General features: G+C 65.5%; 12 protein-coding genes and 1 riboswitch. All 12 genes read right to left on the bottom strand.

The features are described from left to right. A partial coding sequence (locus ACESNG_RS08740; RefSeq protein WP_373068595.1) for a nucleoside deaminase occupies nucleotides 1-404 on the bottom strand: 404 nt, incomplete at its 3' end. Between the two features lie 68 nt (nucleotides 405-472). Beyond that, nucleotides 473-3,118: an ATP-dependent chaperone ClpB gene (gene clpB, locus ACESNG_RS08735; protein WP_373068594.1), complete on the bottom strand. Its 2,646-nt coding sequence runs from the start codon at nucleotides 3,116-3,118 to the stop codon at nucleotides 473-475. Between the two features lie 195 nt (nucleotides 3,119-3,313). After that, nucleotides 3,314-3,760 (bottom strand): hypothetical protein, encoded by a 447-nt coding sequence (locus ACESNG_RS08730; RefSeq protein WP_373064064.1) that lies wholly within the window; start codon nucleotides 3,758-3,760, stop codon nucleotides 3,314-3,316. Between the two features lie 145 nt (nucleotides 3,761-3,905). Next, nucleotides 3,906-4,655: a DNA repair protein RecO gene (recO, locus tag ACESNG_RS08725; RefSeq protein WP_373064062.1), complete on the bottom strand. Its 750-nt coding sequence runs from the start codon at nucleotides 4,653-4,655 to the stop codon at nucleotides 3,906-3,908. Between the two features lie 247 nt (nucleotides 4,656-4,902). Then, nucleotides 4,903-6,075: a hypothetical protein gene (locus ACESNG_RS08720; RefSeq protein WP_373068592.1), complete on the bottom strand. Its 1,173-nt coding sequence runs from the start codon at nucleotides 6,073-6,075 to the stop codon at nucleotides 4,903-4,905. Next, entirely contained in the window at nucleotides 6,072-8,204 is a 2,133-nt protein-coding gene (locus ACESNG_RS08715) for a TonB-dependent receptor plug domain-containing protein (RefSeq protein ID WP_373068590.1), read from the bottom strand. Before ACESNG_RS08715 ends, ACESNG_RS08720 begins: the two co-directional genes overlap by 4 nt. Further along, nucleotides 8,201-9,043 (bottom strand): ABC transporter ATP-binding protein, encoded by an 843-nt coding sequence (locus tag ACESNG_RS08710; protein ID WP_373064056.1) that lies wholly within the window; start codon nucleotides 9,041-9,043, stop codon nucleotides 8,201-8,203. Before ACESNG_RS08710 ends, ACESNG_RS08715 begins: the two co-directional genes overlap by 4 nt. Continuing rightward, nucleotides 9,040-10,059, bottom strand: coding sequence for a FecCD family ABC transporter permease (locus tag ACESNG_RS08705; RefSeq protein WP_373064054.1), 1,020 nt, complete (start codon nucleotides 10,057-10,059; stop codon nucleotides 9,040-9,042). The genes ACESNG_RS08710 and ACESNG_RS08705 overlap by 4 nt, the downstream gene beginning before the upstream one ends. Next, a complete protein-coding gene (locus tag ACESNG_RS08700) occupies nucleotides 10,056-10,985 on the bottom strand; it encodes an ABC transporter substrate-binding protein (RefSeq protein WP_373064052.1) in 930 nt (309 codons plus the stop codon). Before ACESNG_RS08700 ends, ACESNG_RS08705 begins: the two co-directional genes overlap by 4 nt. A 165-nt stretch (nucleotides 10,986-11,150) precedes the next feature. Beyond that, nucleotides 11,151-11,294, bottom strand: a riboswitch (cobalamin riboswitch). 56 nt (nucleotides 11,295-11,350) lie between these two features. Continuing rightward, nucleotides 11,351-12,553: a hypothetical protein gene (locus ACESNG_RS08695; protein ID WP_373064050.1), complete on the bottom strand. Its 1,203-nt coding sequence runs from the start codon at nucleotides 12,551-12,553 to the stop codon at nucleotides 11,351-11,353. Nucleotides 12,554-12,585: 32 nt separating this feature from the next. Then, on the bottom strand, nucleotides 12,586-13,101 hold the full coding sequence (locus ACESNG_RS08690; RefSeq protein WP_373064048.1) for a bifunctional nuclease family protein: 516 nt from the start codon (nucleotides 13,099-13,101) through the stop codon (nucleotides 12,586-12,588). Nucleotides 13,102-13,195: 94 nt separating this feature from the next. After that, the gene (gene metK / locus ACESNG_RS08685; RefSeq protein WP_373064046.1) at nucleotides 13,196-14,368 is read right to left on the bottom strand and encodes a methionine adenosyltransferase; all 1,173 of its coding nucleotides are present in this window, start codon (nucleotides 14,366-14,368) and stop codon (nucleotides 13,196-13,198) included. Nucleotides 14,369-14,397 lie beyond the last annotated feature (29 nt).

The raw sequence follows: 14,397 nt of genomic DNA, 5'->3' as shown, positions 1-14,397 counted from the left end.
CGCAACAGCGCGGTCGATTCCTCCGCCATCACGCCGCCCCTGACCTCGGGCCGATGATTGAGCCGCGGATGGCGGACAACGTCACCCACGGACCCGCACATGCCGGCTTTGTCGTCCCATGCGCCGAACACGAGGCTACCCACGCGGGCGAGCACGATCGCACCCGCACACATGGCGCAGGGCTCGAGGGTAACGACCAGTGCGCACTCGGTGAGGCGCGCGTCGCCGAGCACGCGTGCCGCTTCGCGCAACGCGAGCACTTCCGCGTGCGACGTGGCATCGCCATCGCGCACCATGCGATTCTGTGCACGGGCGACTACCACACCGTCACGCACGACCACCGCGCCGACCGGGACTTCCCCGGCTAGCGCGGCGGCACGAGCTTGCTCGAGGGCCTGCTGCATGGCGGCCTCGATGCCGGGCCCCAAGGGGACACCCAGAGCGGCGCCGGCTTCAGACGTACTAGTCACAATTACAGCGTGGCCCCGGCAAACGCGGCCTGCGCTGCGGCGTCGGTGGCATCACCGTGCGTGAACGACAACGCATCGGTGCCCTCCTGCACGTCGGCCACGATCACGTCGCCTTCCTTGAACGTGCCCTCGAGCACCGCGAGCGCGAGCGGGTTCTGCAGCATGCGCTGCACCGCGCGCTTGAGCGGTCGTGCGCCGAATACGGGATCGTAGCCTTCGTCGGCGAGCAACGTGCGCGCCGCGTCGGTGAGACGAATCGTGAGCTTGCGTTCGGCGAGGAGCTTGCGCAGATGCGCGAGCTGCAGGTCGACGATGTGATCGATCTCGCCGCGGCCGAGTGGATGGAAGACCACGATGTCGTCGATGCGGTTGAGAAACTCGGGCCTGAACACGCCGCGCAACGCCATCAGGACCTCCTGCTCCACCGTGGCCCACGACGAGTCGCCGGCCTGGCTACGCTCGAGGATCATCTGACTCCCCACGTTAGACGTCATGATGATGACGGCGTTGCGGAAGTCGACGGTGCGTCCCTGCGAATCGGTGAGTCGTCCGTCATCGAGCAGCTGCAACAGAATGTTGAACACATCCGGATGCGCTTTCTCGATTTCGTCGAACAGGATCACCGAGTAGGGACGGCGACGCACGGCTTCGGTGAGCTGCCCGCCTTCTTCGTATCCCACGTAGCCCGGAGGCGCACCGATGAGCCGCGCCACGGCGTGCTTCTCCATGTACTCGGACATGTCGATGCGCACCATCGCGTGTTCGTTGTCGAACAGGAATTCGGCCAGAGCCTTCGCCGTTTCCGTTTTACCCACACCGGTGGGGCCGAGGAAGATGAACGACCCGATCGGCCGATTGGGATCCTGCAGACCAGCACGTGACCGCCGTACGGCGTTCGACACGGCTTTCACCGCTTCACGCTGTCCGATCACGCGCGTAGCGAGCACGTCTTCGAGTTTCGTGAGCCGCTCACGTTCGCTCTCGAGCATGCGCGTGACGGGAATGCCGGTCCATCGCGCCACGATATCGGCCACGTCGTCGGCACCGACTTCTTCTTTAAGGAACTGCGGACGGCCACCCTGACTACCGAGCTTCCCCTCGGCGACTTTCATGTCGCGTTCGAGCTGCGGAATCTTGCCGTACGTGAGCTCGGCGGCCTTGTTGAGATCACCAGCACGCGTGGCCTGCTCCGCCTCGAACTTCGCGGTTTCGATTTCCTGCTTGATGCGACCGACGGCGCCGAGCGTTTCCTTCTCCTGCTGCCACTGCGCACGCATACCGGTGGTCTGTTCTTTCAGATCGGCGAGTATGCCCTCGATGTTGCCGCGCCTGTCGACCGATGCGGGATCGGTTTCCTTGCGCAGCGCCTGTCGCTCGATTTCAAGCTGCACGATGCGCCGTTCGACTTCGTCGATCACCTGCGGCACCGAATCGATTTCGATGCGCAGCCGCGATGCTGCTTCGTCGATGAGGTCGATAGCCTTGTCGGGCAGGAAGCGATCGCCGATGTAGCGGTTGGAGAGGGTGGCGGCGGCGACGACGGCCCCGTCGGTGATGCGCACGCCATGGTGCGCTTCGTACCGCTCTTTGAGGCCACGCAGAATCGCGATCGTGCTTTCCACGCTCGGTTCGCCGACGAACACCGGCTGGAAGCGACGCTCGAGCGCGGCGTCTTTCTCCACGTGCAGTCGGTATTCGTCGAGCGTGGTGGCACCGACCACGCGCAGTTCGCCACGCGCCAGCATGGGCTTGAGCATGTTGCCCGCGTCCATGCTGCCTTCCGCCTTGCCGGCGCCAACCAGGGTGTGCAGTTCGTCGATGAACACGACATACAGTCCGTCGGCGCTGGCGATCTCCTTCATCACCGCCTTGAGACGTTCTTCGAATTCACCGCGGAACTTCGCGCCGGCGATGAGTGCGCCAAGATCGAGCGAGACGAGCTTCTTGTTGCGTAGCCCCTCGGGTACGTCACCGCTGATGATACGCTGGGCGAGTCCCTCGGCGATCGCGGTTTTGCCCACGCCCGGCTCGCCGATAAGCACGGGATTGTTCTTCGTGCGACGCGACAACACCTGAATGACGCGACGGATTTCTTCGTCGCGTCCGATCACGGGATCGAGCTTGCCCTTGCGGGCTGCTTCGGTGAGATCGCGCGTGAACTTCTCGATGGCCTGATATTGCCCTTCGGGCGACTGGTCGGTGACTTTATGCGAGCCACGCACGAGCTTGAGCGCATCGAGCAGCGCTTTACGGTGCGCGCCGACGGTGGTCAGCACCCGCGTGCTGTCGGTACCCTTGGCGTCGGAGAGCGCGAGCAGGAGATGTTCGGTAGAGACGTACTCATCACCGAGCGTCTTGGCTTCTTTTTCGGCCGCATCGACGACCTGTGTGAGTTCGCGGCTGAAGGTGGGCTGCGCATCGCTCTGCCTGGCGTAGCGCGCGGCCTCCTGTTCAGCGGCGGCGCGTACGCCGGCGACATTGGCTCCGACGCGTTGCAGCACCGGGACGACGATGCCTTCATCCTGGGCAAGCAGCGCCAGCAGGAGATGCAAGTCATACACGAGTGGATTGCCGGCCTTGCGCGCCAGCGCGACGGCTTCGTTGAGCGCTTCAGCGCTCTTCACGGTCAGACGGTCAGGATTGATCATGGTGTTCTGGAGAGGCAATCACGATGCCGCACTTCTGGTGCCAATACTGCAGCTTCCGGCGTCGAGTTTCGAGAGGGAAGCCCTTACACTGACCGGGTTCGTCGATCGTGGACGCAAAATGGCGCGCCAGGTCCGTCCACCCGGCGCGCCATTTTGAATTTTCGTTGGGTCTCGTGGTGCTCGTTTACACCCAGCTTACTTCACCACGATCATCTTTTTCACCAGCGGCACGCCATCCACCTCGAGCCTGTATGCTAACACGCCCGAAGCGGCCTCCCGCCCGGTTGCTTGGACCTTGCCATCCCAGTATGCGATATAGTCGCCGCATGGGAGAGACACTTTTTCCAGCGGTTGACCTCCGGCCACCCCTCCGGTTCCGCCCTGCAACACCGGCGTCGCTACAAACTGAAAAATGATGTTGTAGATCTTCAAACTGACGCGGTACTGCCGACCAGGCTCGGTACAGTTGGGTGCATCACCCACACTGAACGGGATGCGAGTCTCAGGATTGAACGGATTCGGAAAATTCTGTCCGAGCGTTGCTCCATTGCGGCGTTGCTTGCTGTCTTGCGCGGCCGCGACCCGTGGCATGATTACGCTGAGAGCGAGCACCAGACCCAGTGCTCCCCACACACGTTTCATGTTGCTTCTCCGACTGACGAATCAGGGTTGTGAGTCGAAGTCTCCAAGTGAAAGGTGGAAGTTGGACCTGAGAATCAGGTCGTCGTAAAGGTAGGACGCGCAGACGGGGCCGTCAAGCAACATTCCCCGCTCGCGCCGGACGGGATTACCAGCGCCCCTGTTCCCAAACCCCGAAGGCTCTCAGCTCACGGGTGTCGGGGAGGTGCTGGGTGATGAATTCCCGCAGCAGTCGCTGGTGCGCCCGACAGTCGGCGGGCTCGACCACAGGACGGTCGCCCCGCAGCCACGCAATGACGGTCTGACGCGCGGCGGCCGGCAAGCGGCGGCCAGTGGGCGCCATTTTGGCACACAGGGGGCAGAGGACGCCGCCGGCGGCGTGACTGAAGCGGGCATCCGCGTCCGGGGGTATCTCGGCGTGGCACTCGGCGCACCGATCGAGGCTCGGCATGAAGCCGATCTCGCTCACGAGCCGCCAGAAGACGCCGAGGGTCAGTGCCACGGTATCGGCTTCGTCGGCCTCGGCGATGGCATCCAGCCCCGAGGCGACCCCGTGATAAACGCGAGGCGCCGCTTCGTCGTGGACTACCCGCATGACGCACTCCACGAGGGCGCTGGCGGCGGTGAACCGGCCGAGGTCGGAGGCCAGGCCGGCCCGCGAGCGGGTGACGTCGAAAGTCGTGAGCGCGTGCAGGTCGCGTCCCGGCTTGACCAGGATCTGCGCCTGTCCTTCGGCGAAGAGATCGACCGCGCTGCCGAACCGCTTCTTCGACGACCGGGCACCGCGGGCCACCACCGACAGCACACCGGCCTCACGAGTCGCCAAGCGCAGGATGCGCGACGACTCGAGATACGGCACGGCGTGCAGAACGATCGCGTCGGTGGTGAGCAAGGACATGCCGTAGAATAGCGCCGGACGGCTGAGAACTCAGAACTGAGGCGACAGGGTCAGGGATCAGACTTTTTATAATGTTCAGACGCCAGCAACGATAGTGCACGGTTTCGAGGCGTTTGATGGAGTGCGGCCTCGAGGTTCGTGGTTAGTGCCAAATTGCTCGGTACGGAGCACTATCGTTGCTGAATTCTGAACACTACTAGCGATCTGATGCCTGCGCCTGAGCATCTGAGTTCTGACTTCTCAAGTGCTACGGACGGATCGCCATATCCACTCCCCCTTGGTTCGCCGCGACGCGCCTCACCTCGGTCCCAGCCGGGCTGAAGACCAGCAGTGACGTCACCGATCCGGTCCCGTTCTGGATGCAATGAAGACGGCCGAGGGCATCGGCTTGCCCGCTGCCGCAGGTCACTGCCGAACCGGTGGCGCTGGTGAGCACCAGCCAGTCGGCCGACGCGGAGGCCGACGCCGACGTGACGAAGCTGAGATCGGCGGGGCGCACTTTGATGATTCGGTTCGTGAACGACGCGAGATCCTGGTAGAGCGAGACGTAGAGGAATCCGTCGAGGCCGAGTTTGACGCCGGCGCCGTACGTGTTGGCCGGCATCCGCTTGGTGAGCAGCACGCGCTTGCCGCGCAGATCGACCTTGGTCATACCGCCGGTCGAAATCAACGTGTAGGGAAACGCGGCGAAGCTGGCGTCACCACCGGCGCTGATATAAGCCACGTCGCCGTCGACCAGCGCCGAAGCGCCCGAGCCGCGCAGTCCCGGCAGAAGAATCGTGTCACGCGTGGTGCCGGTGTTCGGCACGCGGATGAGACGAACGTCGCCCTGCACGGCGTAGTTCACTTTGCAATTCGCGTTGGCATCGACGATCCAAGTGGCGTTGTCGAACTGAAAGAGATCGGTGGGGCATGTGCCGGCGTTGGTGATCCGCGTACTGGTCACGATGCCGGCACCGGCGAACGAGACGAGCGCGACGCTGGACGAGTCGCGCAGTGCGGCGCCGATCAGCGTTTGGCCGCCCGTTCCCGATAGCAAGCGTGCACGTGACGGATTGCTGCGCGCGGGAAGCTGAATGCGACGCGTGCTGGACGTGCGCACATCGGTGACATAAAGCAGATCACCAGCACCGCGGCTCGACACGGCGAGTACCGTATCGCGCAGGAGCGTGAAGCCGCCGGCATCGAACTCGGTGGTCGGCGCGAGCGTGAGTTTGCTACGTGCGCTTCCGGTGTCACCGAGGAAAGTGAGGCCGGGCTGAATAAAACCGTCGAGCACGATAATGCCGCGCGGCGGCTGCGGCGTTGTGTTGCTGATGCCATCATCACCGCACGCAGCGAGCGCGGCAAGCAGAGCGGCCGACGTGTAGGCGGCAATACGACGAAGAACGGGAGTACGAACGCGGACCTGCGGGATCATCGTGGGGATTGTTGCAGAGTGAACGACATCGCCCAAGCGCGCCCGGGCGACGGGAAACCGCGGACCGACTGCCAAGAGGCATTGGCCGCGTTCTCGAGCGAGAACGCGACCAAGGCGTCGAAGCGGGGCCACGGCCAGTACGGCAGCGCGCGCAGCTGCTGCGCGACGGTGATGTCGACCAGCGACATGGCTGCCAACTCGAAATCAGGATTGCGTGGGCCGGCGGTATACGGCCGGGCGCCCATGCCACGCCACACCACGGTGGCGTGCTGCGCCCGCGTGTGCAGCTGCAGCTGAGCTCCGCCGGACAGGCGGGAGACGTACGGTGTGGGAATCCGAAGGCCGCCCGTGCTGAGCACGGCGTTGTACGCAGTGACCCACGCGGAAACGTGCGCGATACCCGACGAAATTTCGGCGCGCGATTCGATGCCACGCAGCCGTTCCACGCCCACGTTGGCGGGACTCCAGCCGAAGTTTCCCGGGAACCAGACGATCGCGTTGCGGGTGTTGCGCGCCACGAGGGCGCCCTCGATGCTGGCGCGATGCCGCGCGGCGCCGGAAAAGAGGCGTAGGCCGCTGCTGACGTCGAGATCGACGCGCTCTGGTAAGAGCGCCGTCACCGACAGACGTTGCGGTGACGAGAAGTACAAATCGTAGAGGGTGGGTACGCGTACCGCCTGCGCGGCGCGACCGAACGCCACGACCTGCCACTGCTCGCCCGCGTGCGCGACGCGGTGCTCGAGACCGAGCGACGCCGTAGGCAACAGGCCACTGCCTTCGACGAGATCGGCGCGCGCGCCAAGGTCGATGCTCCACAGGCCAGCGGTGCGTGCACTCCACGCGCGTTGTACCCCAGCGAAGCCACGACGGCGACGCTGCGTGATGCCACCGGTGGCGGTGAGCCGATCGGCCCCAATGCCAAGGCGCCACACGAGGTCGTGCATGGCACCGCGCCATTCGGCATCAGCGGCCCACGAGACAGCGCGTGAGTCGAGCGCGGGGCGGGTTGGATCGACATAGCGGAGCTGCAACCGCCGTATGCCAGATACGAAGGTGGTGCCGTGCATCGCGGTCTGCACGCGCACCAACAGGCGGTCGGTGAAGGCACGGTCGGCGTCGTAGCTGCGCACGTTGGCCGGGCCCACCATGCCGCGATCACTGGTGGATCCGAGCACCGAAAGCTGCACCCGGCTGCCAATCACGCCCAGCGACAGGGTCGTGCGTTGCTCATCGTTATTGATGCGCCTTTCACGCTGCGGAGCAACACCGGCATCGTTCACGAATGCAAAGTCGTTGCTGGCGTCGCGCCGGGCCGCGCTGGCATGCCACAACGCGCCGGCCGCTGCGACATGCCACGCCCCTTCCATGCTGCGCTGCCCGAAGGCCCCTGTTCGCACCGACGCCACACGTTGCGCCGACGTGGTAAGCGCCAATACTCCGCCGGCTGCCCCTGCCCCATGGCGGACCGGATCAGCGCCAAGGGCCACGCTTACCGACTGCAGTCCCGCCAGCGGAATGTCGGACACGTCGGCCATGCCGGTGGCGGGATCATTGAGCGGCATCCCATCGAGCGTGATCGCGACCTGCTCCCGACGTGCGCCACGCAGAGAGAGGCCCGTTTCGCCGCGCGACGAGCGCAGATTGGTGTACGGCATGAGCGCCAGCACGGCGTTCACCGTCGATGCGCCGGCGATACGCGCATCGGCAATCTGCAACGTGGCCGTGGTACGCCCGGCGGTGCGTCCATCGCTCGCGGTCTCGACCCCGTTCGCTGTCGCGGTGACCTGAACGGCGGCCAAGCGCTCGGCACGCGTGGCATCGAGGGCGAGCAGCGATACCCAGGTGGTGTCGCCTGCACGACGAGGAGTGCTCGCAAGCGCTACCACGCGCGGCAGATATCCGGTACGCGCGACCTGTACGCTGTCGCCGTGCACCGTATGCAGTCGAGCGCAGGCACCCGCGGACCGACGACGCGCACCTCCCGAAAGCGGCGCTGGCCGCGACGTGAACTCGGCGCCGATGAGCGGCGCGCGCGTTCGCGCATCAGCCACGCAAATCGTGACCGACTCGTGCGGCGGTTGGCTGGCGTACGGGACCACGCGCAGCAGCAGCAACAGCAGCACAGTCACGACGACGGGCGTTCACGATGACGGCCGCTGCCACGTAGCGGTAACAGCGCCGGCGCACCGACGGCGGGATCTCGCGTCACAACAAGCGGCCACTCGTACACGCGCTCGAGTATCTCGCCACGCATCACGGTAGTGGCGTCACCAGCAGCGGCCACGGTTCCGCGATGCAGCAGCACGATATGCGACGCGAACCGCGCCACGAGGTTGAGCTGATGACTCACCAGCACCACCGTTTGCCCTTGGCTCGCGAGCTCGTCGAGCAACTCGAACACCGCCATCTCATGCGCGATGTCGAGGAACGTGGTGGGCTCATCGAGCACGAGTACCGGTGCCGCCTGCGCCAGGGCGCGGGCAATACGCACGCGCTGCCACTCGCCACCGGAGAGCGTGTCGGTGCGCCGCCCGATGGCCTCCGCGATACCGGCGCGATCGACGGCACTGGCGACGGCCGCGCGATCGTCGGCGCTCATTCCTCCGAACGCACTGCGACGCGCATGACGACCGAGGGCGACGAACTCCTCGACGCGCAGCGGGAGCACGGGCTCCTCGCGTTGCGGTACAATGGCAATGCGACGCGCGAGGTCGCGTGCATCGAGCGCGGCCACATCCTTGCCGCCTACGGTCACGCGTCCGGACTCGAGTGGTACGCGGCGCAACAGCGTGCGTACCAGTGTGCTCTTGCCACTGCCATTCGGCCCAACGACAGCGGTCATCTTTCCCGGTTCCGCCACCACCGACACGTGATCGAGCGCGCGCCGCGTGAGACCGGCGTAACGAACGCTCACGTTGTCGAACGAGAGGGTGGCTCCCTGCTCCGTTGTCTGCGTGGCGCCGCTCATGCGGCCAACCGCCGCAGTCGCAGCAGAAAGAAGGGAACGCCGACCAAGGCCGTGACGGCGCCCAGTGGCAGATCAGCGGGTGCGCGTAGCGTGCGCGCCAGCAGATCGGCCGCCACCAGCAGCACCGCCCCGTACAACGCGGACATGAGCAGCATCGGTCGGTGCTGACGCGCGCCGAGCGCACGCGCGATGTTGGGCACGACCAACCCCACAAAGCCGATCAGTCCGGCGGCCGCCACGGTGGCAGCGGCGAGCCACGACGCCACGAGAAACAGCTGACGCGAGACCCGGTCGACATCGACGCCGAGCGCGGCGGCGGGTTCATCGCCGAGCGAGAGCACATCGAGGTCGCGCGCACGCCACACCAGTATGCCACCAAGCAGCAGCAACGCACCGGCGCAGCGCGCCACGGCCGGCCACGTCGCGTCGGCCGCCGATCCCATCATCCAAAACAGTGCGCCGCGCAAGCGTTCCGGCGGCGCATCGGCGAGCGCCACCAGAATCGCGGCGTTGGCAAACGCCCCGACCACGACACCGGCCATGAGCAGCAACTTCGTATCGGCACTGCCGCCGACAACGCGCGCAATCGCCGTGACAACGACCGTGGCGATGGCAGCACCGACGAACGCGCACAGCGTGATGAGCGCGGGTTGTGCGACACCGAAGGCCAACGCGGTCACGGCACCGACGGCGGCCCCGCCGGACACACCGAGCAGGTAGGGTTCGGCCAACGGATTGCGCAGCGTGCCTTGCAGCGCACCGCCACTGCTGGCGAGGCCAGCGCCGACCAGCGCGGCCAGCAGCACGCGTGGAGCCCGCAGGTCGCGCACGATCGCGATGGTGGACGGATCTCCGATACCGCGCAGCGCATTGATCACATCACGCGTGGAGATCGGAACGGCGCCGATAGACAGCCCGAGGATCACCACGACGAGCAACAGCAACGCGCCCACTCCCCAGGCGATCCAAGGGGAATGTGCGGCGTGATCGGTGCGGTCGCGCGTGGCTTCGTTCACGGCAGTGAATCGCGCAATTCAGGGTGCAGCGCGCGAGCCAGCTGCACGGCGGCCATGCCAAGTACCACCGATGGCCGTCCGGTCACGGCGGGATCCTGCACGATGAATCGCCGCTCGCGCACGGCGCGGACGGCCTGCCACGACGGACTGGCGGTGAGCGTGGCCGCGCGTGTGACACCAGCGATCACGACGTCGGGATCGCGCTTGGCGATTTCTTCGATCGAAACTGGCGGCGACGGCGCACTCATGTCGTGAAAGACGTTGTCGGCACCGGCGATCGAGAGCAGTTCATCGATGTAGCTGCCGCCACCGATCACGAGCAGCGGAGATTCCCACGCCGGCCACACGACCCGCCGTCGTGGTCGCGACGCGGTCAGTGCCTTCACGCGATCGAGCGTGGCGTGCACGGAATCCGTCACGATCTTCGCGCGGGCATCGGCGCCCATGGCACGTCCGAGCACGGTGAGCATACGATAGAATTGCGCGATACGATCGACACGAAGGGCGATCGTGCGTACGCCGGCCCGCGCCAAGGCGTCGGCCGCGGCGCGATTCTCGGCGGTAGCGTACAGCACCACCAGCGTAGGTCGCGCGGCCAGCACGGCTTCGATATTCGGCCGAATGCCATCGCCAAGGGAGGCGATGCGCTCGACGTCTTTCGGGTACTCGTCCCAACGCGAACGACCGACGAGCAGCGAGTCGGCACCGATGGTGAAGATCGCTTCGGTAGCCGCAGGATTGAGCGACACGACGCGCGCGGCGAAGCGCGCATCGGTGGGCAACGGTGCACCGAAATCGTCAGTGTCGGCCGCAATCGAGGCTGTGACCGTTCCCGCGGTCGCAATTGCGTCGCGCGTATCCGCCGTAGCGGTATCTGCCGTAGCGGTATCCGCGCGCGCGCAGGCCACTGCACCGATAAACGGCAACAGGACAGTCAGCGCACGCCGTATCAACCGTGGGTGAGGATACAAAAAAGGCGTCCTCTCCCACGAGAAGACGCCCGAGCACGCGTGCACCCCGCACAGTGATGTGCGACGACACGTGGCGCGAGCCCCCCCTCGAGGGTCTTCGTCCGAGAATGAGCGCGGGTCGTCTCCTGGCTCCGGGTCGCTCCACTCGCCTTCCCGACCCGAAGGTCAGTGGCATGTTGAGTGTCGCTGCTGCATCGCGTGTGACTGCTCGCGTTGCAGATCCCGTTACAGTGGCGGGGCCGCACCGGCATTGAACCGGTTTCCGTGTCCTGCGCTCTGAAATCAGTTGTCCGCCGCGCAGAATGCGCGACAGCAGCAACCTACCTTCGTGTTGCCATGTCGGCAAGCGCCGCGCCGAGGGCGCCCTTCAGTTCGCTGCGGCGGGCGTCGTAGGCCTTCTTCACGGTGTCCGACGGCTCGACGATGTGGGCGTACGTTTCATCCAACGCAGCGATCTCCTGCGCCAGGCGTTCGTGCAACGGCGCATCCGATTCACGAGGCCGCATGGTCGGTTCGACCGCCACGCGACTCGCCGCACGACGCTGCATGGAGCGCATGAGCACGACCATCATGAGCAGGCCGATCGCGACCAGCAACCCAGCGATGTACAAGTTGCGCGCCGGTGCGCCCGACGACGGCAGCTCGATGATCAGTTCGGCGTTGGGCTGCACATCCTGCGACAGGAAGCGCCGGAAGTTGCGACCTTCGAGCGAGACAGGATCGACGTTGGCGAAGCCTTTGCCCGTCACGAATCCCTGCTGCTCTTCGAGCAGCACCTCGAACACGACCGCGCCGCCTTCGGCGCGCATTTGCAGCGGGAAGCTGCTGCTCGGCACCTTGTACGAGAACGCTACCTGTTTGATCCCGGGCGCGATCGGCGCGTAGATCGACACGCGACCGGGTCCGGCGACGAACGCATCGGGTGAGACCTCGCCTTCGTTCGCGCGCACATCGAGCGCCGACGCCGGCACGGAGATGCTCCACGTCGGCATCGGCGACGTGGTATCGGTCGCCACCAGCGTGCGCAGACTATCGTTCGAGAGTTCGAACACTTCGATGACTGTGCGAAACTGCGTCGTGTCAGCTTTGCCGACGATCAGATGCCGACCTTTCACGGTGAGCTGAAAACGCACGGACGTAGTATCGAACACCGTGATCTCGGCGTCGTCACCACGCGCCTCGGCATTCTTGAGCGGCGGTGTGAAGTACGCGATCCCGCCCCACGTGGTGGAGGCGAAGTACACGCCGTCGCTACTGCCGAACGGCGTGAAGCGGAATCGATAGCGCCCCTGCCCGTCGGTGCGCATGGAGTCGATCGGCCCGGCGGTGTCCTTGCCGACGCGATGCAACGTGACCCATGTGCCCGCTGCGGGCCCCATGCCGGTCGAGTCCGCGTTGACGCTGACCGGACGTCGCACGCGCCCGTTGACGGAGCGCGTCTGGGCGTGGAGCGCGGTTGCAGTAGCAGTCGCGGCGAGCAGCGTCAGCGCGAGGAATCGAAGGAACGACGGAAGTCGGGGCACGCGGAGGACAATCGGGTTGAGGAGCGGAAACGTCAGGGCGAGAACTTACCGAAATCTTCCGGTCGCAGGTTCTCGAGATAAGCCTTGAGCTGGTCGGCCGTCAGTTCACTGTCGGCGTCCTCGACGGAGAAATCTCCTTCTTCGGCGTCTTGGTCGTTGTCGACGGCGGTCAACAGCTCGGACGGGGCGAAGATCGGCGCGTCGAGCCGCAACGCGATGGCAATACTGTCAGACGGGCGAGCATCGACTTCAACCACACCGTTCGGTCCTTCAATCTGCATCTCCGCGTAGTAGGTGCTCTTCTGCACGCGGGTGATGGAGACGCGACGCAACGTGCCGCCGAGCGCGATGATGATCGACTTGCAGAGATCGTGGGTGATCGGACGTTCGCGTTTCACGTGATTCATCTGCATCACAATCGATTCCGCTTCCGGCTGACCGATCCAGATCGGGAGTATGCGCCGCCCGCCTTTTTCGCGGAGAATGACGACATAGGAATTGGTCGCGCTATCGAGTCCGAGACGGGCCACCGCCACTTCCATCATCATCGCTGTACCTCGAGCAGGCGAGCGCGAGGACGACACGCGCTTCGCGCGGCGCACCACTCCGCACGCGTCGTGTGGAGTGGTGCGCCGTGGCGACTCACCGGATCGCGCGCTTGAGCGCCGCGACGCGGTCGGTGCGTTCCCACGTAAATGTCGTGCGGGCCGAACGGCCACGACCCACCGTTTCCGGACGACGACCGAAATGGCCGTACGCGGCGGTCGCCTGATAAATCGGCTTGCGCAGATCCAGGTCGCGCGTGATGCCACGCGGCGTGAGGTCGAACACGGCGTTGACCGCCGCCTCGATAGACCGATCGGACACCACGCCGGTGCCGAAGGTCTGGACGTACACCGACACGGGCAGGACGACGCCGATGGCATAGGCCACCTGCACTTCGCAGCGCGTGGCGAGCTTGGCGGCCACGATGTTCTTGGCCACCCAACGCGCGGCGTAGCAGGCCGAGCGATCGACCTTGGACGGATCCTTGCCGCTGAAGGCGCCGCCGCCGTGCCGCCCCATGCCGCCGTAGGTGTCGACGATGATCTTGCGTCCCGTCAGACCGGCATCGCCCTGCGGGCCGCCGATCACGAAACGCCCGGTGGGATTGATATGGGTCTTGAGGCGCTTGGGCAGATACTCTTCCGGGATCGACGCCATGATGACGTCGTCGAGGATGGCGCGGCGGAGCTTGGTGTTGGAGACCTTTTCGTCGTGCTGGGTGGAGATGACCACCGTATCGACGGCAATCGGACGATCGCCTTCGTAGAGCACCGACACCTGCGCCTTGCCGTCGGGGCGGAGCCACGGCAGCGAGCCGTCCTTGCGCAGCGCCGCCAGGCGGTGCGTGAGCGCATGCGCCAGCTGGATCGGCAACGGCATGAGTTCCGGCGTTTCGTCGGTCGCGTAGCCGAACATCATGCCCTGGTCCCCGGCGCCGCCGGTGTCCACCCCTTGGGAAATATCGGGCGACTGCGCATCGATGGTACTCATGACGGCACAGGTCTTGTTGTCGAAGCCGAAGGTGGCGTCAGTATAGCCGATGCCTTCGATGGTCTTGCGCACGATGTCCGGCAACGGCACGTAGGCCGTCGTCGTGATTTCGCCGGCGATCACCACCAAGCCGGTCGTGACTAGGGTCTCACAGGCCACGCGCGCGGCGGGGTCCTTGGCCAGGATAGCATCCAGCACGGCATCAGAAATCTGATCCGCGATCTTGTCCGGATGTCCTTCGGTCACGGACTCCGACGTAAACAGGTGACGATCGGCCACGCAGCACTCTGGGTAGAAGATTCGTACGA

This window comes from Gemmatimonas sp., from assembly GCF_041689975.1.
In the GTDB taxonomy this organism is placed as follows: Bacteria; Gemmatimonadota; Gemmatimonadetes; order Gemmatimonadales; family Gemmatimonadaceae; genus Gemmatimonas.
This window is presented reverse-complemented; position numbering and strand designations above follow the sequence as displayed.

Bases quoted from the DNA above. Each gene is read 5' to 3' on its own strand.
- ACESNG_RS08720 (WP_373068592.1), bottom strand. From the start codon at position 6,075: ATGATCCCGCAGGTCCGCGTTCGTACTCCCGTTCTTCGTCGTATTGCC.
- recO (WP_373064062.1), bottom strand. From the start codon at position 4,655: ATGTCCTTGCTCACCACCGACGCGATCGTTCTGCACGCCGTGCCGTAT.
- ACESNG_RS08730 (WP_373064064.1), bottom strand. From the start codon at position 3,760: ATGAAACGTGTGTGGGGAGCACTGGGTCTGGTGCTCGCTCTCAGCGTA.
- clpB (WP_373068594.1), bottom strand. From the start codon at position 3,118: ATGATCAATCCTGACCGTCTGACCGTGAAGAGCGCTGAAGCGCTCAAC.
- ACESNG_RS08710 (WP_373064056.1), bottom strand. From the start codon at position 9,043: ATGAGCGGCGCCACGCAGACAACGGAGCAGGGAGCCACCCTCTCGTTC.
- ACESNG_RS08690 (WP_373064048.1), bottom strand. From the start codon at position 13,101: ATGATGATGGAAGTGGCGGTGGCCCGTCTCGGACTCGATAGCGCGACC.